The sequence below is a fragment of the Ferruginibacter sp. genome (genome assembly GCF_028288465.1).
Taxonomy (GTDB): domain Bacteria; phylum Bacteroidota; class Bacteroidia; order Chitinophagales; family Chitinophagaceae; genus Ferruginibacter.
Map to the genome: position 1 here is coordinate 22,676 of NZ_JAQBNR010000005.1, position 18,624 is coordinate 41,299.

The 18,624-nt window shown below is 39.3% G+C and carries 19 protein-coding genes; 7 read left to right on the forward strand and 12 right to left on the reverse strand.

Annotation, left to right across the window (positions count from 1 at the left end):
* Positions 1 to 61: 61 nt before the first annotated feature.
* A complete protein-coding gene (corA, locus tag JWR61_RS02475; RefSeq protein WP_290340116.1) occupies positions 62 to 1,156 on the forward strand; it encodes a magnesium/cobalt transporter CorA in 1,095 nt (364 codons plus the stop codon).
* On the opposite strand, the gene JWR61_RS02480 is transcribed toward corA, so the two are convergent.
* Positions 1,153 to 1,698, reverse strand: a complete 546-nt coding sequence (locus tag JWR61_RS02480; protein ID WP_301926274.1) for an AAA family ATPase — start codon at positions 1,696 to 1,698, stop codon at positions 1,153 to 1,155. The two genes, corA and JWR61_RS02480, sit on opposite strands and share 4 nt — an antisense overlap.
* 149 nt (positions 1,699 to 1,847) lie before the next feature.
* On the reverse strand, positions 1,848 to 2,471 hold the full coding sequence (gene pnuC / locus JWR61_RS02485; RefSeq protein ID WP_301926275.1) for a nicotinamide riboside transporter PnuC: 624 nt from the start codon (positions 2,469 to 2,471) through the stop codon (positions 1,848 to 1,850).
* Between the two features lie 69 nt (positions 2,472 to 2,540).
* Between pnuC and JWR61_RS02490 the strand changes: the two genes are divergently transcribed.
* On the forward strand, positions 2,541 to 2,909 hold the full coding sequence (locus JWR61_RS02490) for a MauE/DoxX family redox-associated membrane protein (RefSeq protein WP_301926276.1): 369 nt from the start codon (positions 2,541 to 2,543) through the stop codon (positions 2,907 to 2,909).
* A 57-nt stretch (positions 2,910 to 2,966) separates the two neighbouring features.
* Here the strand turns inward: JWR61_RS02490 and JWR61_RS02495 are convergent, their stop codons facing one another.
* On the reverse strand, positions 2,967 to 3,566 hold the full coding sequence (locus JWR61_RS02495) for a NifU family protein (protein WP_290340120.1): 600 nt from the start codon (positions 3,564 to 3,566) through the stop codon (positions 2,967 to 2,969).
* Between the two features lie 126 nt (positions 3,567 to 3,692).
* A complete protein-coding gene (locus JWR61_RS02500; RefSeq protein ID WP_301926277.1) occupies positions 3,693 to 6,038 on the reverse strand; it encodes an ATP-dependent helicase in 2,346 nt (781 codons plus the stop codon).
* A 581-nt stretch (positions 6,039 to 6,619) separates the two neighbouring features.
* Between JWR61_RS02500 and recA the strand changes: the two genes are divergently transcribed.
* A complete protein-coding gene (recA, locus tag JWR61_RS02505) occupies positions 6,620 to 7,630 on the forward strand; it encodes a recombinase RecA (protein ID WP_290340122.1) in 1,011 nt (336 codons plus the stop codon).
* Between the two features lie 53 nt (positions 7,631 to 7,683).
* Here the strand turns inward: recA and JWR61_RS02510 are convergent, their stop codons facing one another.
* On the reverse strand, positions 7,684 to 8,928 hold the full coding sequence (locus JWR61_RS02510) for a glycosyltransferase family 2 protein (RefSeq protein WP_301926278.1): 1,245 nt from the start codon (positions 8,926 to 8,928) through the stop codon (positions 7,684 to 7,686).
* A 196-nt stretch (positions 8,929 to 9,124) separates the two neighbouring features.
* Between JWR61_RS02510 and JWR61_RS02515 the strand changes: the two genes are divergently transcribed.
* Positions 9,125 to 9,901 carry an inositol monophosphatase family protein gene (locus JWR61_RS02515; protein WP_301926279.1) on the forward strand — a complete coding sequence of 259 codons (777 nt, stop codon included), beginning with the start codon at positions 9,125 to 9,127 and terminating at the stop codon, positions 9,899 to 9,901.
* A 120-nt stretch (positions 9,902 to 10,021) separates the two neighbouring features.
* Here JWR61_RS02515 and kdsB read toward each other — a convergent pair whose 3' ends face one another.
* The gene (gene kdsB / locus JWR61_RS02520; RefSeq protein ID WP_301926280.1) at positions 10,022 to 10,750 is read right to left on the reverse strand and encodes a 3-deoxy-manno-octulosonate cytidylyltransferase; all 729 of its coding nucleotides are present in this window, start codon (positions 10,748 to 10,750) and stop codon (positions 10,022 to 10,024) included.
* Between the two features lie 131 nt (positions 10,751 to 10,881).
* Here kdsB and JWR61_RS02525 point away from each other — a divergent pair, with 131 nt between their 5' ends.
* The 3 genes from JWR61_RS02525 to JWR61_RS02535 all read left to right on the forward strand — a co-directional run bounded on the left by JWR61_RS02525 (position 10,882) and on the right by JWR61_RS02535 (position 14,431).
* Positions 10,882 to 12,330, forward strand: coding sequence for a circularly permuted type 2 ATP-grasp protein (locus tag JWR61_RS02525; RefSeq protein ID WP_290341277.1), 1,449 nt, complete (start codon positions 10,882 to 10,884; stop codon positions 12,328 to 12,330).
* Positions 12,331 to 12,474: 144 nt separating this feature from the next.
* Entirely contained in the window at positions 12,475 to 13,410 is a 936-nt protein-coding gene (locus JWR61_RS02530; RefSeq protein WP_301926281.1) for an alpha-E domain-containing protein, read from the forward strand.
* Between the two features lie 55 nt (positions 13,411 to 13,465).
* Positions 13,466 to 14,431 (forward strand): transglutaminase family protein, encoded by a 966-nt coding sequence (locus JWR61_RS02535; protein ID WP_301926282.1) that lies wholly within the window; start codon positions 13,466 to 13,468, stop codon positions 14,429 to 14,431.
* 7 nt (positions 14,432 to 14,438) lie between these two features.
* Here JWR61_RS02535 and JWR61_RS02540 read toward each other — a convergent pair whose 3' ends face one another.
* The 6 genes from JWR61_RS02540 to JWR61_RS02565 form a co-directional block, all read right to left on the reverse strand.
* Positions 14,439 to 14,861 (reverse strand): DUF2007 domain-containing protein, encoded by a 423-nt coding sequence (locus JWR61_RS02540; RefSeq protein WP_301926283.1) that lies wholly within the window; start codon positions 14,859 to 14,861, stop codon positions 14,439 to 14,441.
* A 30-nt stretch (positions 14,862 to 14,891) separates the two neighbouring features.
* Positions 14,892 to 15,965 (reverse strand): iron-containing alcohol dehydrogenase family protein, encoded by a 1,074-nt coding sequence (locus JWR61_RS02545; RefSeq protein ID WP_301926284.1) that lies wholly within the window; start codon positions 15,963 to 15,965, stop codon positions 14,892 to 14,894.
* Between the two features lie 129 nt (positions 15,966 to 16,094).
* The gene (gene mtgA / locus JWR61_RS02550; RefSeq protein WP_301926285.1) at positions 16,095 to 16,775 is read right to left on the reverse strand and encodes a monofunctional biosynthetic peptidoglycan transglycosylase; all 681 of its coding nucleotides are present in this window, start codon (positions 16,773 to 16,775) and stop codon (positions 16,095 to 16,097) included.
* 32 nt (positions 16,776 to 16,807) lie between these two features.
* Positions 16,808 to 17,362 carry a hypothetical protein gene (locus tag JWR61_RS02555; RefSeq protein ID WP_301926286.1) on the reverse strand — a complete coding sequence of 185 codons (555 nt, stop codon included), beginning with the start codon at positions 17,360 to 17,362 and terminating at the stop codon, positions 16,808 to 16,810.
* Positions 17,363 to 17,408: 46 nt separating this feature from the next.
* On the reverse strand, positions 17,409 to 18,041 hold the full coding sequence (locus tag JWR61_RS02560) for a LysE family translocator (RefSeq protein WP_301926287.1): 633 nt from the start codon (positions 18,039 to 18,041) through the stop codon (positions 17,409 to 17,411).
* A gap of 61 nt (positions 18,042 to 18,102) precedes the next feature.
* A complete protein-coding gene (locus tag JWR61_RS02565) occupies positions 18,103 to 18,615 on the reverse strand; it encodes a DUF2480 family protein (RefSeq protein WP_301926288.1) in 513 nt (170 codons plus the stop codon).
* Between the last annotated feature and the right edge of the window lie 9 nt (positions 18,616 to 18,624).

The following is an 18,624-nucleotide window of genomic DNA, read 5'->3' on the forward strand; positions in this document are numbered from 1 at the left end:
ATCTCATTATTATTGCTTAATTTTCCCTGCCTCTTTTTTTACCGTGATTAATAATATTTAAATGAACCGTAGTAAAAAATATATTCAGAAGATTGTATCTCCCTTTAACCTGAGCCGTACGCAGGAAATTGTGAAGGTTAATCCAACAAAGGTGCCGCAGCGGGAAGAAGCAAAAGCAATCAATATCTATGTGTATGATTTTAATAGTGCAACTGTAGAAGAAAGGCAGCTGAACAGTATTGCAGAATGCTATCCTTACTTAAATAACGATAAAATAACCTGGATAAACGTAGATGGAATTCGCAAAGCTGATGTTGAGGCACTATGTAACTTTTACAACGTACATCCATTGATACAGGAAGATATCCAAAGTATTGGTCAGCGCCCGAAAATGGATGAGATTGAAAATATTTTATTCTGTATTTGCAACATGCTTTTTTATAACGATGAACTTTTTAAGGTGGAGCAGGAACAGGTAAGTATTGTATTGGGCAAAAATTTTGTACTCACTTTCCAGGAGGAAGCCAATAAAGATGTATTTAACCCGATAAGAGATAAATTAAAAATTGCGGCCAGTAAATTGCGGCAAAGCGGCCCCGATTATTTATGCTATGCCATGCTGGATATGATTGTAGATAATTATTTTGTTGTGATGGAAAAATTAGGAGAGCGCATTGAAAATATCGAAGAAGAAATACAAAACAGCGCGGGCAGTAGTGCGCTTGCCAAAATAAATTTACTGCGTAAAGAGATGATTATTCTTAAAAGAAGTATTTCGCCGGTGAGGGAAGTGATCAATGGTTTTATAAGAACTGAGAGTGATTTGATTGAGGAAAGAACACTGAAATATTTTAAGGATGTGTATGACCATATTATCCAGGCAAATGATCTTTCTGAAAACTACCGGGATATCACTATGAACTTGCAGGATCTTTACCTGAATAACGTAAACCTCCGGATGAACGAGGTGATGAAAGTTATGGCGGTAGTAACTTGTTTACTGGCTCCGGCAACCGTAATTGGAGGCATCTTTGGTATGAACTTCGATAAAATTCCCTGGCTGCACAACGATCGTGGATTTTATGCTGCTGTGGGCGCTATGCTGATTATTCCGGTATGGATGATTGTTATGTTCAGGAAAAAAGGCTGGTTTTAATTATGCAACTCATTGACGGCAGCAATTGCTTTTTCTAAACGTTTTTCATAATTACCACTAATGTCAACCCAGGGAACCTGCTGGTTTATCATAATGTCTTTATAGTAATGATACAATTTTTCTCTTGTTACAAGATCCGGGTATTCCCTTAACTCATCTTTGATCCACGGCTGGTCGATATTGCAAAGCAGGTAAAGATCGTATTTACGTTCAACAATTTTGTTTAAAATCCAATGGTGGCATTGATTAAAAACAAATTCACACCACACTTTCATAACATACATATCAGTATCAATAAACAAGATCCCGGATGATTTTTTTTCTTCAAAGTGTGGCATTTTCTGAATGGCAGATTCTTCCCTATCGATTTGCCCCTGGGCAACTTCCAGTAAATTCTCGAATGTATAGTATGTGCCGTTGGCGATTAAATATTCCCGGGCATATTCCTTTACCCATTCTGTTTTAAAATGCGCAGACAGCTTTGCACACAAGGTGCTTTTTCCTGTACTTTCCGGACCAATAATGACAACCTTTTTGAGCATAGCTAATTTTTATTCCTCAGGATTTTTACCCTCCTCTTTCATATTCAAAAATTACGCCTTTTGTCCTGCAATTTTTTATGGTTTTATCTGCAGGATTAATTTGCCTGATTTGCCAAACAACTTATGTCAGGTGAAATTATGCTGCAAATTTAACGTGTACTCTTTCTTTTTAGCCATTCAAACAGACCGGCAATTGCCAATATTAGTAACACCAGGTAATACACGCTTGTAAAAACATAATGTTTTACAAAGTACAAAGGTATAGAGGCAAGGTCAGTGGCTATCCACCAATACCAGCTTTCCACCTTCTTTTTCGTCATCAGCCACATGCCGGTAAATGCAGTAGCCGATGCAAAAGCATCCGCCCAGGGAATAGCACCAGGGGCAAAATCTTTTTTTAAGTATGTAAGCGCAAAATATATAGCAGCATAAAAACAGGTAAAAAAAGCAAGGTGCTGTAACCATTCTTTGGCAGATGCTGAAGTAATTTTTACAACAAGGTGTTGTTGCTGGTCTTTTTTTGTCCACAACATCCAGCCATAAAAACTCATTACTGTATAATAAATATTTACGCTTGCTTCACCAAGCAGGCCTCCTTTAAAACTTAAATAAACGTAAATGATGGTATTGATAAGTCCTGTTGGATAAACCAAAATATTCTCTTTACGGCTATACCAAACACTGGCAATACCCGTAAATACAGCAACGTATTCGTACCAGGTTGTATGGCTGATATCGGTTATAAATTGCTGGTATATTTCTGTTGGGTTCATCTTAACTGTTAAAGGCAATCAATTTATAACTTTATCTTTAAACAAAAAGACATTCCTAAAAAAGGCGAGATGATAAAAAAGATAAGCTTGGTAATTTTAACTGTTTTCTTCCTGCTGGCTGGTTTTAACCATTTTTGGCATCCGGAAGATTACTATGGGCTCATTCCACCCTATATACCAGCTCATCAGTTTATAAATATGGCAAGCGGAGTACTAGAAATTCTTCTTGGTATTTTATTAGTATTTCCGGGTACCCGAAAACCTGGGGCTTTCGGAATCATTTTTTTGCTGATCCTTTTTATTCCTGCCCATATTTATATGATACAACTGAAGGGTTGCGTTGGTCCCGAAATCTGCGTGCCTGAGTGGGTTGCCTGGTTAAGATTGTTTCCCGGCCAATTTTTATTAATTTCCTGGGCCAGGTGGCACGCCAAATAAAAAAGCACCCAAATGAGGTGCTATTGTGACTTACAATATTATTTTTTATTGATCAAATTACTCTGCCTCAGCTACTACTTCTTTTACTTCCGGAATCATCCTTTTCATCATTCCTTCAATACCCGCTTTTAGTGTAATCATGGAGGATGGGCAACCGCTGCAGCTTCCCTGCAACATCAGGTTTACGCGACCGTCTTCATAGCTTTTAAACTGTATGGCACCGCCATCCATTTCAACGGCTGGCTTTACATAATTTTCCAGTAGTTCCTTAATACGCTTTACAACATCATCATCGTCTGCACTTACTTCGTTGCTGCTTTCACTTTTCATGCTGGCAACCGCTTCTTCATTTACCACCACTTTTCCTTCTTCCAGGTATTCCTTTAAAAATAATTTGATGGTGGGAATTACATCCTGCCAATCATCTGTATCGGTTGTTTTTGTAAGGGTAACGAAGTTACTGGCTATAAAAACCGATTTAATAAAGGGAAAAGTAAATAGCTCCTGTGCCAGGGGAGAAGGTGCGGCTGTCAACTCGTCCTGAAAGTCAATACTTTTTCCCGGATACAATAACTTGTTGGCAACAAATTTCATCGTTTCAGGGTTAGGGGTCATTTCTGTATATATGCTGATAACCGGATTGCCTGTTTTAATCATAAAAATGTATTTAAAAATTTCAATGTAAAGTTAACATTATCCTGCCACAATGGTTTACCGGCGGGGCCTTATACCACGCTCATAAGCTAATAATTTCCAATTTCGAAAACTAAATCTTAGTAGGCATTATTCCACAATCCTTAATTTGGCATAGTTGAGCATGATCTTTTTTTCACCATTCAGCTCAAATTGTACTGTAGCAATGGGATTATGCGCTGCCCCTTCCATTTTTATCACATCTCCAAAACCAAATTTTTGATGTTCCACTTTTTGGCCCGGCTGTAAATTACTGGTATCGCTGGCCGCAAAATCTGCTGTGGGTGTATGCTCTTTGGCTTGGGGCCTTGAAGGAATTAAATAGGCTGGCCGGCTCTTTTCTTCTTTCTTAAATGGATTATCTGCGGCTTTATAACTGGTTCCGCCTGCACCCGTTTTATCAAAAGCGCCGCCGCCCCAGTTATTGCTATGTCCGTTACCGCCCTGGTTTCTGATACCGCCTCCGGCAAAACTTCTGTCAATAAAATCGCCTGGCATTTCATCTATAAAACGACTGGGCTCGTTTTGCTGCAACTGGCCAAACCGGTATCGTGCGTTGGCATAAGTAAGCCACAGTTTTTTCTTGGCCCTTGTAATCGCAACATAGAATAAGCGACGCTCTTCCTCCAGCTCTTCGCGGGTATTAATGCTCATCGCATTAGGAAACAATGTCTCTTCCAAACCACCTACAAATACGCAACTGAATTCTAACCCTTTTGCAGCATGTATCGTCATTAATTTCACACTGTCCGCATCTTCTTTGTCATTATCTGTATCAGTTAGCAAAGTAATTTGCTGTAAATAACTGCCTAAACTCTTATCGCCCACTTCCCCATCTTCTTCATTCATGGGCGTTTCGGTAAATTCTTTGATAGAGTTCAGCAACTCCTGTGTATTCTCGTAACGGGCTAATCCTTCTGTAGTTTTATCATTGAAAAGTTCTTTTACAATACCGGTGCTTTTACCGACTATGATGGCCAGGTCGTACGCATTTTTTTTCTGCAATTCGCTCTGGAACATTTTTATCATCAATACAAAATTGTTAATGGCTTCAAGCGTTCCGGCTTTATAACCAAACGTTGCTGCACTCGTCAACACTTCCCAAAGCGTAATATTGTTTTCATTGGCAGATAGTACGGCTCTGTCCATGCTGGTTTTACCAATGCCTCTTGTGGGATAGTTTATTATTCTTTTCAAAGCTTCCTCATCCTGCGGATTAACGACAAGCCTTAAATACGCAATAAAATCTTTTACTTCTTTTCGCTGATAGAATGAAAGGCCGCCATAAATGCGGTAAGCAATATTCATCCGGCGCAGGCTTTCTTCATAAGCCCGGCTTTGTGCATTGGTACGATATAAGATAGCAAACTCCTTATTAAAATAATGATTGCGCAGTTTCTCTTCCTGTATGGTATCGGCAACATATTTTCCTTCTTCGTTATCTGTTGCGGTACGTACCAGTTTTATTTTATCGCCGGGGGTATTATCTGTCCACAGTTTTTTGGGAATCTGGTTTTTATTATTGCCAATAATTTCATTGGCTACACTTAAAATGCTTTTGGTACTGCGATAGTTCTGTTCCAGCTTGACCACTTTTACATCATCGTAATCTTTTTCAAACTGCAGAATATTTTCAATGGTGGCTCCCCTGAAACTATAAATGCTTTGCGCATCATCTCCCACTACACAAATATTTTCGTGCATAGCACCCAACAATTTCATAATCTCGTACTGGGATGTGTTGGTATCCTGGTATTCATCTACCATGATGTATTTAAACTTGCGTTGGTATTTGCTCAAGGCATCCGGGTGATTTTTTAGCAGGATATACATCTTGAACAGTAGGTCATCAAAGTCCATGGCGCCGTTTTTAAAACAACGGTTGGCGTAAGCGGCGTATATCTGGCCAATCATCGGCCGGTTAGCCCTCGCATCTTCCTGCTGAATGGTAGGGTCGTTGATATATTCCGCCGGGCCGATCAAACTGTTTTTTGCACTGGAAATACGGTTGTACACGGTATTAGGCTTGTAATAGGCGGGATCAAGTTCCAATTCTGCCAATACCGTTTTAATTACGCTTTTGGCATCATCTGTATCGTAAATAGTAAAATTATTGGGGTATCCAATTTTATTGGCTTCTGCCCTCAAAATTCTGGCAAACACGCTGTGAAAAGTACCGATGTATAAGTTACGGGCTTCAGAATTACCCAATACTTTTTCCACCCGCTCTTTCATTTCCTTTGCCGCCTTATTTGTAAAAGTGAGCGCCAGAATATTAAAAGCGTCAATTCCATGCGCACCCATCAGGTGCGCAATACGTGTGGTGAGCACTTTGGTTTTACCACTTCCTGCACCGGCAATAATAATAATTGGCCCGTCTTTATGCAATACCGCCTCTCTTTGGGGTTCATTTAATTCATCTAAATAATTGCGCATATCACAAAGTTACGAATAGCGTTTTGGGCGCAAGTCCCTGTTAGGAAATATTTATCGCCTCTCCCGGTTACTTTTCATTAAACCCTTCTTGATACAGATGTGTTGACCAAGCTTTATAAAATAAACAGCTATCATCAGAATCAATTTTTAAACTGGTTTTCCAGAAACCAAACAAAAATTAACAGTTATTAACAAGTATTTGCAAAAAACTACCACTTTGTGGTATATGACATGTCAAATAACTATTGTCTCTTTGTAGTATTCTGGTTCCAATACTGCCATTTGTTCCAGAGAAGATTTTTAAAGCCCGTTTTCAATCCGTATTTATTTCGTCGTGTAAATTGAAAACGCGAATTCTGTCATACTTAACATAACCCGTTTCGGCCCCAGGCCTGAACGGGTTTTTAGATCCATCCTCATACACCAAAAACGATTTTATACTGTTTCGCTAAATTAAAAAACTAATTTTTTTACTAAATATACTAAATATATTAGTGTTAATAAAAGAAACCTATTATCTTTGAAGTCTGGTATATTTTTATAAACGCAAAACAAGATACATCACTTAAAAAAACATCACAATGAGCAACAACACGAACGTAGAAAAATTGAAAGCCCTTAAATTAACAATGGACAAAATCGATAAAGATTTTGGTAAAGGGTCGGTTATGATAATGGGAGATAAACCCCATGTTGAGCAGGAAGTGATATCCACAGGATCGTTGGGACTGGATGTGGCATTGGGAATTGGTGGATTACCTAAGGGAAGAGTAATAGAAATTTATGGACCGGAAAGTAGTGGTAAAACAACCATTGCAACGCATGTAATTGCAGAATCGCAGAAAAAAGGTGGCATGTGTGCATTTATAGATGCGGAACATGCATTTGATAGTGCTTATGCACAAAAGCTGGGCGTGGATATTGATAACCTGCTGATTTCTCAGCCGGATTACGGCGAACAGGCTTTGGAAATTGCAGACCGTTTGATTTTATCCGGAGCGGTAGATGTGGTGGTGATTGATTCAGTAGCGGCACTGGTACCTAAAAGTGAGCTGGAAGGAGAAATGGGTGACAGCAAAATGGGTTTACATGCAAGGTTAATGAGCCAGGCTTTACGTAAATTAACAGCAACTATTTCCAAAACAAACTGCTGTTGCATTTTTATCAACCAGCTGAGAGAAAAAATTGGTGTTATGTTTGGCAACCCTGAAGTTACAACGGGTGGTAACGCTTTAAAGTTTTATGCTTCTGTACGATTAGATATCCGTCGCATGGCGCAGATAAAAGATGGTGATGAAGCCATTGGAAACCGTGTAAAAGTAAAAGTTGTAAAAAATAAAGTAGCACCTCCTTTCAGAACTGCTGAGTTTGATATTGTTTTCGGAGAAGGTATTTCTAAAACCGGTGAAATTATTGACATGGGTGTTGAGCTGGGCATTGTACAAAAAAGTGGTAGCTGGTTTAGTTACGATACCAATAAATTAGGACAGGGAAGAGATTCAGTAAAACAATTGTTGAATGACAATCCTGAAATGGCGAAAGAAATAGAAACAAAAATCAGGGCTAAGATTGCAGAAATGCAGGCCACTTAAAAAGTTTTTTCCGGGTTAGTAAATATGTGCCATTCTTTTTAGAATGGCTTTTTTTATTTTTCATGCCCGGGCACCTTCGCGCAATTTAAAATAGTCCAATCGCCTCTTTGATTTTTGTTACTACTGCTCACAATACTGCCAGAGCCGGTATAATGAAAAAAATAATCGACCGCAGGTATTATACTTTGAATCACACCAATCACCTCTTTTGCAGAAATGTCATCCATATAAAAAACAATGGATTTTGCCCCATGTTTGATTATTAAGTCTTGTACTTGTTCGTGGTTGGCCAATAAAATATTTGAAGTATCAACCATTCCTACAACCTGCAAATTTGCTTTCGTTTTTTCCAGCGCCGTCTTTAGTTCTTCACAATGCGCCGGCAAGCCAAACAATAACGCGGGTTTTAGATAATTTATATTTTTTATGCCGGTATTTTTGCCTGTTACAAAAATGCCGGTAAGCCTGGTACTGATTATCTTTAGTTCTTTTGCCAGGTTTATAAAAAACTTGTATGCAGTTTTCCTGATGCCTGTGTAATGCTTTCCAACAAAAACATTCATTGCATTGTAAAATAGCCGGACATACAGCGTTCCCTTTTTTGTACTTTCTCCTTTAAAATGTATAATCGTACTCTCGGAAAAATAATAATTGTTATAACCTGCTTTTATTATGCGATAACTTAAATCTATATCTTCCCCGTACATAAAAAAAGTTTCATCAAAGCCTTGCATTGAATTGATTATTTTTCTTTCTGTCATCATAAAAGCGCCTGATAATATTGGCGCAAGTTGATTAACATCGTTTGGTGCGTGACCAAGATAATAATGGGCAAAAGTGCGGGAACGGGGAAAGAGAGCGGCCAAACCACTTAATTTAAAAAAGGATGTTGAAATGGAAGGAACGCCCCGCTTACTTTCTCTTAAAAACTCGCCTTTGCCATCAATCATCCTTATACCCAGGGCTCCAATATTTTTTTGCGACCGATAAAATGCCAGGCATTTTTCAAGACAATCTTCCGGCATAATGGTATCAGGATTTAAAAACAAAACGTAATCGCCAGAGGCTTTCTGCAGTGCGGCATTGTTTGCTTTGGCAAAGCCTGTATTTTTTCGGTTCCAGATAAAGTGAATGTTGGCAAATTGTTTGATCAAATATTCATAGCTGCCATCTGATGAATGATTGTCAACTACAATGATTTCGGCTTTAATGTTTTTACAGGCTTTTATAACACTATACAAACATTGTTCTGTAAAATACTTGACGTTGTAATTAACTATGATAACAGATAGTTGCAAAAAATTTCTTTTAAGTGTACGAAATACGATTTTTTATGGCAGTATTCAAAATTGTTCCTTTTATTTATCATATAGCATGATCGCCTTTCAAAAATAGCATTGCTCTAATCAAAACATTGAATTGCCGAATTACAACTCTGTTATTCGCATAATATTCCATTTATGATAAGATCTAATCCATCTTTATCTTTGCTGCATGATAAAAAATACTTTACTAAAAGCAACGGAAGCGGGTGCAAAAGAGCTGGTCCGTTTTTTCAACGGCGATTTTAAAATAACCAACAAAGAAGGTATTAATAACCCGGTAACAGAAGCAGATCATGCATCTGAAAAAGCCATTTTTGAAGTCATTAAAAATGATTTCCCTGATCATTTTATTTTAAGCGAGGAAGCCGGCGAAATTATTATGGACAGCAGCTATAAATGGATTATTGATCCCATTGATGGTACCATCAATTTTGCAAATGGTATTCCTATTTGTTGTGTGAGTATAGGATTGGAGCACAATGGAAAGATAATAATGGGTGCAGTTTATAATCCTTTGATGAACGAATTTTTTATTGCCGAAAAAGGTGCCGGCGCAACATTAAATGATAAAAAAATTACTGTCAGCAATAAAACAGCGGTGGTAAACAGTTGCCTTGTTACCGGCTTTCCATATACATATCTTGATGCCCCCAACGGACCGTTACAGGTATTCGAAAAATTAATACGTAAAGGTGTTCCTGTGAGGCGTCTTGGAAGCGCTGCCATCGACTTGTGCTGGGTTGCCTGTGGACGTTTTGATGGATTTTATGAACATAAGTTACAAGCCTGGGACAGCTCTGCCGGCTTTTTAATGGTAGAGGAAGCGGGAGGAAAAATAACTGATTTTGCAGGTGAGTATTTTTCTGTTTATCAGCCGCACATATTGGCAACCAACGGCAAAATACATAACGAATTACTGGGGATTATCAACGGCCAGGGTTTGTAACATGCCCGGTTTTTTTGGTAGCGTGTTTCAATATTCTAAAAAAATTATTATTAACAGGCATGAGTTGGAGAGTTTTAATTACTTGTTACAACTTTACTGACTAAATAAAACTTCAATATACTATTTCAATAACTCAGCAGCTCTCAACAAATCTTCCGGTGTATCAATCTCAATACCCATGTATTGTGTAACGATCATCTTTAATGGAACGCCATATTCAAGATAGCGAAGACATTCAATTTTTTCCGCAGCTTCCAGTGGTGTAACCGGCCAGCTGGTAAAATTCATAAGCGCTTGTTTGCGGAAGGCATATACGCCAATGTGCTCGTAATAAACTGGATTAACCTGCTGATCGCGGTGATAAGGGATTGCGCTGCGGCTAAACATCAAGGCATTCATGTTTCTATCCACCGCCACTTTTACGTAATTGGGGTCGGCAATAAACTGCGGTTCTTTTAATACTTGCATTAATGAAGCAACCTGAACTTTTTCACCGCCCATTCCATTAAATACATCGAGCAATTTTTGCAACGGCTCCCTTTGTACAAAAGGTTCGTCACCCTGCACATTCACTATAATCTCAACATCCATATGTGCCACAGCTTCCGCTATTCTGTCGCTACCACTTTCGTGTTCCCGGACGCTCATTTTGGCTTTTCCTCCATTACTCGCAATCTCTTTATAAATAATATCACTATCTGTAACCACTACTACTTCGTCAAATAAACCGGTGGCTACTGTATTGTCGTAGGTGTGCCTGATAACTGTTTTTCCTCCCAGTAACTGCATCAGTTTGGCAGGAAAACGGGAGGCCGCATACCGGGCCGGTATCATTGCTATTTTCATCATCAGTAAAATTTAACAGCGATAAAGTTAAAGGTAAAAATTTGGCACATTGTCAAAAACAACATTCATTTGCTATATTTGAGTATAATCGGTTTTGTGATTTGCATGCCAGCTAATCTCTAAAACGATTTATTATGCACACAAGCGAGTTACTGCAGTCTTATTTAGTAGATGCCAACACCTGGGACGAGATGTACGCCAATGCATCTGTAAGGGAACAATACAAAAAGGCGGTTGAGTTTATGCAGCAACTTTCGGTTGATGAACTCAATAAAAAAGAAGAATTGGCGAAACGCCTGTTCATGAGCCAGGGCATCACCTTTACCGTTTACAGCAGCGGTGAGGGCATCGAAAAGATATTTCCCTTCGATATTATTCCACGGATTATCACAGCGTCAGAATGGGACTTCATTGAAAAGGGCATTAAGCAACGGCTTCGGGCGCTCAATCTTTTCTTAAAAGATATTTACAGCAGCCAGTTCATTATTAAAGACGGTGTAATGCCGGCGGAAATGATTTACAGCTGCCCGCATTACCTGCGGGAAATGCATAATTTTCCTGTGCCGTACGATATCTATATTCATATTTCCGGAATTGATTTAATACGTAATAATGATGGCTCATTTTACATTCTGGAAGATAACCTGCGTACACCAAGTGGTGTAAGTTATATGCTGGAAAACAGGGAAATTACCAAGCGTATTTTTCCAGATTTGCTGCCTAATAATAATGTACGCAGTGTAACAGAATACCCTACTATACTGCATAGAAACCTGGTATCTCTTTCGCCAAGGCAGACAAAAAATCCTACAGTAGTTTTACTTACGCCGGGCATTTATAACTCTGCGTATTTTGAACATACCACCCTCGCAAGACTAATGGGCGTTGAGTTGGTAGAAGGAAGTGACCTGGTGGTTGACAATCACAAAGTGTACATGAAAACAACTTCAGGGCTGCAGAAAGTAGATGTAATTTACCGGAGGGTAGATGATGACTTTTTGGACCCATTGGTTTTTGATGCCAACAGCAGACTGGGTGTTGCTGGTATAATGAGCGCCTACCGAAAAGGCAATGTGGCTATTGTAAATGCGGTGGGTAATGGCGTAGCAGATGATAAAGCCATTTACACCTTCGTTCCGGCAATGATACGATACTACCTAAACGAAGAACCTATTTTAAAGAATGTGCCAACCTATCATTTGGGTAAAGATGAAGAACGGGAACATGTGTTTAAAAATATTACCGAAATGGTGATTAAAAAAACCAACGAAAGTGGTGGATACGGCATGCTGATGGGCAGTGCAGCAACGGAAGAAGAGATTACTAAATACAAGGCCGAAGTGTTACTGGATCCAAGGCAATTTATTGCACAGCCTATCATTAGTTTATCTTCTGCGCCGTGTTACATGGACGGCAAATTAACACCTCGCAGGATTGACCTGAGACCATATGCATTATGCGGACCGGGCGGAATTGAAATTGTGCCGGGCGGTTTAACAAGGGTGGCCTTAAAAGAAGGCTCGCTTGTTGTTAACTCGTCGCAGGGTGGTGGCAGTAAGGATACCTGGGTATTAGCTGAGTAAGGTGTTAAACCTATACTGTTGATAAAGTAAAGCATTCTCAACTATTTGTCTGATAATATCATTGAAAAATAATTATTCACCTTATTAAAAAAAGATTCCTGTCATAACCTTTTTGGGAAAGATCGGAGGCTTTGTTTTTTATTTATGCTTAGTAGAGTTGCAGATAGTTTATACTGGATGAGCCGTTATATGGAAAGAACGGATGGCATTCTGCGGATGCTGAAAATCAACTATGCATCTTCGCAGGATGATGTACAAGCCTTCAGCTGGAAACCGGTGCTGAAAATTTTTACATTTTTAAACGATGAAGAAGCTTCAGCTTTAGCGCACAATACAAGAGGCGTGTTACAATACATGGTAATTGATAAGGATAACCCCAACTCTGTGTTGAACATGGTTACACTGGCGAGAGAAAATGGACGTAGTGTTCAGGATCATATCACCAAGGAAATGTGGCAATGCCTGAACGATTTTTATCATACCGTGCGGCAGGAAAAACTTGCGGAATGGTTACTAAAAGATGACCCGATCACTATCCTGGATATGCTGATAAAACACGGGGTTTTATATTTTGGCACAACAGATATTACAATGGCCAGGGGAGAAGGTAATTCGTTTATCAATATCGGTAAGTATATTGAAAGAGCCATTCAGTCTGCAGATATCCTGGATGTAAAGTTCAGCGACAGCAACTATGATATGGACGAGGCGAAGGATACAACTTACTGGAAATATTTATTATTATCCATCTCCGGTTATGAGTTGTATTTAAAAACTTACCGCGGTGGCTTTGAGGCCCGCAACGTGGTTGGGCAGGTAATTTTAAATGATCACTTTCCCAGGTCAGTCATTTATTCCGTCAACAGGTTGCACAGGTACTTCGAGCGTTTAAAAAATGAACGCAACGTAAACGATTTTAACCAGGTGGATTTTATGATTGGAAAGCTGAAAAGTAAAGTGAAGTTTTCTACCCCTGAAACCATTTTCCAGGAAGGCTTGCACCAATTTTTAACTGAAACAAAAAATGATCTCTATGTGATTGGTAAAACACTGAGTCAAAACTATTTTTCTTATACATAGCAACTTACCAGCAAACACCGTTTTACCAGCACTAAATTTAAAGCACATAACAATTATGCCAAGATTTATTATACATCATGTAACCAGATATACTTATGAAGAACCTGTGAGAGACAGCGCCAATCAGATTATGTTGTTTCCGGTTAAAGACGAGAATCAGGAAGTACAGAGCCAGCGACTGGTTATTACAGGAGAACCTTTTGTAGAAGTATTCAAAGATTATTATGGAAACGAAGCCGGCACGTTTATGACGCTTGAACCACACACGGAATTGAAAATTGATTCTACTATTGCTGTTGTAACAAAATTCAGGATATTTCCTGCAGATGATATTGCAATTGAAGAACAATGGAATCATTTATACCAGATAAGATATGTTGTGCCTTTTATTGATTTCTTAAAACAGGAAAATTTTGTTGCACTGGGTGAAGTAAAAAAAATTGCCGATGCTGGTTTTTATAAATCGGTCTCTGTGTACGTAGCCGTACAGCAGTTGAATACTTATGTGTATCAGAATTTCAAATACATCAAAGGAATTACAGGAGTTGAAACTACGCTGGATGAAATATGGAAATTAAGGGCCGGCGTTTGCCAGGACTTTGCACATATGCTATTGGTAATGTTGCGCCTGCTGGGCATCCCCGCCAGGTATGTAAGCGGCTATGTTTGTCCGCATGATAATGATCTTCGCGGCGAAGGGGCAACACATGCCTGGGTAGAAGCTTATATCCCTTTTTACGGATGGCTTGGCCTTGATCCTACCAACAATTGTATTGTAAATGATCGGCACGTACGCCTTGCGATCGGACGAAACTTTAGCGATTGCTCCCCAGTTAAAGGCACTTATAAAGGTACCGCCCAGCAAAGCCTGGAAGTTGGTGTTTCCGTTGCAGAAGATGGCCTGGTAACCAAAGAGATCTCGGCTGTTTTAACACCACAGGTTGTAACGGTAAAACTAAATGAAGATGGTACTATCAATAATTCGTACCGGAAATATATGGAAATGCAGCAGCAGCAGTAGGAAAGGTCTATTTTTCCATCAAATCTGTATCAAAGCCCGGCAAGCGCTCGCTCTCATAACCACAATTACCACATTGATACACATAGTCCGGAGCAACTGCGTAACTGCCAAAAATCGTTGTAACAACCGCAGTTAAAAAATTGGTTACGCCAGGTTTGGCAACATAACTAAACTGGTGGGCGCCGCACCGGGGGCAGGTTGCCGCGTTAAGATATTCCTCATCGTAACCTTTTAAAATTGCTTTTACGGCATCTACCTGATCGCTTTTGACAACCAGCTTTATACCACCAATGGCATTGGTTAAAATGGGGTCCATGGTAACCGTTGTTTCATCTTTTAAATAACATTCAATGCCCTCAGCCTGTAAACGACCCAGGATAATATTCGCCAAAAAATAGCTGTCGAATGTTTTTACGGTTACTAAATCCATCTTGTAAAATTGTGCTTTATTGACGCCTGCTTATAACTTTTCGTACAATTTTCTTAAGGTTGTCCGGGTAATTTGTTGTTCCCAGTTTTTACCCAGGGCATTTTCCCAAAGTGGTTTCATGCCCAGCGACACGTCAATCATTTTGTCAAATTCTTCATTGGTTAAATTAGCACAGATGTTTTGGGGAATATCTATCTGGTTTTTTTCAACCATGTACTTAAATTCTTTGACACCTTCGGGATAATAGTCTTCGAGGTGATTGAATACAATACAATTGCCAATACCATGCTTCGTTCCCAACAGGTAACTTAATCCGTAACTTACGGCGTGGGCAACACCTACCTGGCTATAAGCAATACTCATTCCTCCGGCATAAGATGCCATCATTAATTTGTCGTCACTTGTTTCGTCCCAGCCATTTTTTGTTACATATACCTCGCGGCAAAGCTGCAATGCCTTTTCGCCATAACTTTTGCTGAACTCGTTTAAATAAGTACCCGTAAGACTTTCGATGCAATGTATATAGCAATCCATACCGGTATAAAAACGCTGGTTGGCAGGTGCATCGGCGGTTAATTCAGGATCAAGTACTATCTGATCAAACGGTGTAAAGTCCGAATTCATGCCCAGTTTTTTTGTTGGACCCGTTAAAACAGTCGTACGACTTACTTCAGCACCCGTGCCACTTAAGGTAGGAATACCGACTTTATACACGCCGGCATTTTTTACCAAATCCCATCCCTGGTAATCGGCGCTGCTGCCCGGGTTATTCATCATCAGTGAAACAGCTTTCGCCAGGTCCATTGCAGATCCTCCACCTAAACCAATGATGCCACTCACTGTACCAAACTCATCTTTTAAATCACCAGCCAGTTTATCTACGTATGTGGTTTTCGGTTCATTCGTAACGTCTACAAAAATGATTTTGTCTTTTCCCCGCAAAGGAACACGATTGGCAAGCGTTTTATTTTGAAAAAAATGATCTACTAAAAATATCATGGGTGCATCACCCTTTCTGTTGGGTTGCAAAATTTCATCTAATTGATTTAAAGCGCCACGTCCGTAAATAACATAGCCAATCATTTTGAAGTTTCTAAAATTCATTGTGCAAATTTCTACTAAAACAGCTATATTAAAGCAAACTATTTTTGTTAAGGTTATTGCCCGGGTAAGATTAGCCAGGCTGCCAGGCACCAAAATAAAACACGTTTTTTTGCAGAAAAAAGTCCTGATTTATTTTGTAAGGTCTTCAATTCCTTCGTCACCATCCAGGTTATCCATTTGACGCATTATTTCAGGATAACGCCTGGCCACATAATTACTCAGCGGTTTCACCGTAAACACTTTGGGGTTAGGCAATGCTGCTGCTATCATGGCAGCTTCGGACCTGGTGAGGTTTTTAGCGTCTTTGTTAAAAAACGCTTTTGCTGCGGCCTGTACGCCAAAAATTCCTTTTCCCATTTCTGCTACATTCAAATACATTTCCAATATGCGTTTTTTACTCCACACTTTTTCAATCATAAAAGTAAAATACACTTCCAGGCCCTTTCTGATAAAAGTTCTGCCCTGCCATAAAAAAACATTTTTAGCAACCTGCTGGCTGATGGTGCTGGCACCACGAACTTTGGTTGCATGTTTTTTGTTGTAGGTCATGGCTTTCTTTATCGCCTTAATGTCAAAACCATTGTGTTCTGGAAACAGCTGGTCTTCACTCGCCATAACAGCCAGTTTTATATTAGGGCTCATTTCATTAAAGGAAACATAATCTCTGTGTAAACCATTGCCGGTTAAAAGACTTGCGGTTTGTGTAAGCGTGATGGGGGGATTGATCCATTTACAAAAAAGGATGTATACAAACTGTAAAATAAAAAGCCACAAAAAAACTTTTTTACAAATACGCCAGGCTTTCTGCATAGGAATGGGCCGTTAATTTTGTGCAATATAGCTTATGGCTTTTTATTATTGCTTACTTCCACATATACCAGTGAATATTTTTTTCCTATGATCATTCCTTTTCCGGTTAACCTTGCCATCAGGTATCCAATACCTCCCAGAGCCATGGCGCTCACCATTAACTGCGGACTAAATTTATTTCTATCGGCTAAATAAACAACACCGCTGGCAACTGTTAGTAAAGCGCCGCCGCCCATAAGCGCAGCCGCACTGCCGGACACATTGAATTTACCACCATCCCGGCCTATGGCTTTTATGTCTTTATAATTATACTGATAGCGGTAGCTCGCAACAGTATCCAGCATATATACTCCCAGTGTTGTGGGTACCTGCCTTATGATAAATTGTCTTAAAAATAGGGTGTCGTTTTTTATATCGGTAATCAGGGCTTCAATATAACTGCCTTGTGGATTTGTAAAAGCAATATTATTTCCCTTGTAATATGTGCCGATCGTGCGGTCGTGCTTTTTTAGCAGGATGAAATCTGCACTCTGGCAAAAAGCCTGCAGCGAAATAAAAGCAGCAACAATGAAAAGCAGTGGCTTCATACTGTAAAATAAGTGCAAGTGAGCCAGATTACACGTAATTGATTGGTTAATGTTTGGCTGTTGAATAAAATACACCCGCTATAATCACAATCCCGAATATTACGAGTATTAAGCCGGAGATTTTATTGATGAGAGATATGTTCTTTTCGTTGAGTTTGCTTCTGAGCTTGCCTGCTAATATTACTTTTAAAATATCGGCGGCACTGTTTATTATAAGGCAGGTAGCAAAAATTATTATACGCTGATTAATGGTGTGCGTTACTGCAAGAGCTGTAGCTGTTGTAAGCCAAAAAAGCAACAGCGCCGGATTTAACGTGTTTATAAAAAATCCGGAGACAACCAGTTTCGCATGTGTTCGGGCGGTTATAACAATTTTGTTTTCGTCTTCCTTAATATGTATTTTCTTAAAGAACAAATAATAGATCCCCATTGCTATCAGTAAACAGCTTCCGGTAAAGCCGATTACTTTTTTAAAATCCATAAGTTCGGCAACCCACTCTGTAAACACGTTGCTTAACAACACCAGCAAAAGATCGCTTAGCCAAACGCCAGCAACAAAACTAAAACCTCCACTACGGCCATTATTGATACTTTGTTTAAGAATTGTAAAAGCGACCGGACCAACTGAAAAAATCAGCAACAGGCTAATGGCAAAACCTTTTAACAATGCTTCAGTCATTATGCATGATGAGGTGTAGAGAAAGGAAGTGAAGATAAAAAATAAAGCCGACGCAGGAAATTTATTGCTTTTTTTTGAAGATAGGTACGGTACTGCAGGGCTCCCCGTACATAATGCTTTTAGCGACTGGCCTTAAAATTTGCGTGGCCAGCAAATAAGCTGCTTCTCCAACAGGTATTTCACCGCAGCCTTTTATTACAACTCGTTTATCACGATATTCGTCAACAGGCAACTGGTTAATATTTTTTAACAACGTCATTTTTTTTATTTCGTCAACGGTGCCAAATGTTACTTCCCTGGCAACAGGTTGAAGGTTACTCGCCACGAGCATGTATGCCCACATGGGTATAACTGCATCGGCACTGCAGGTAACAGCTACAATTTTATCCGTATAAGCTGTCAGATCAAGTGTTTTAAGATTCTCCCTAAATTCCTTTTCTTTTAATATCAGGCCCATAAATAAATAGTCCTTCATATCAAACAATGCAATTTCTGTCTCCTTTGGATAGTACTCTTCCAGATTTAATGACAGAATTCCACTCTCACTTACTTTATTTACAAATGTTTCTTCCATCAGTACAAA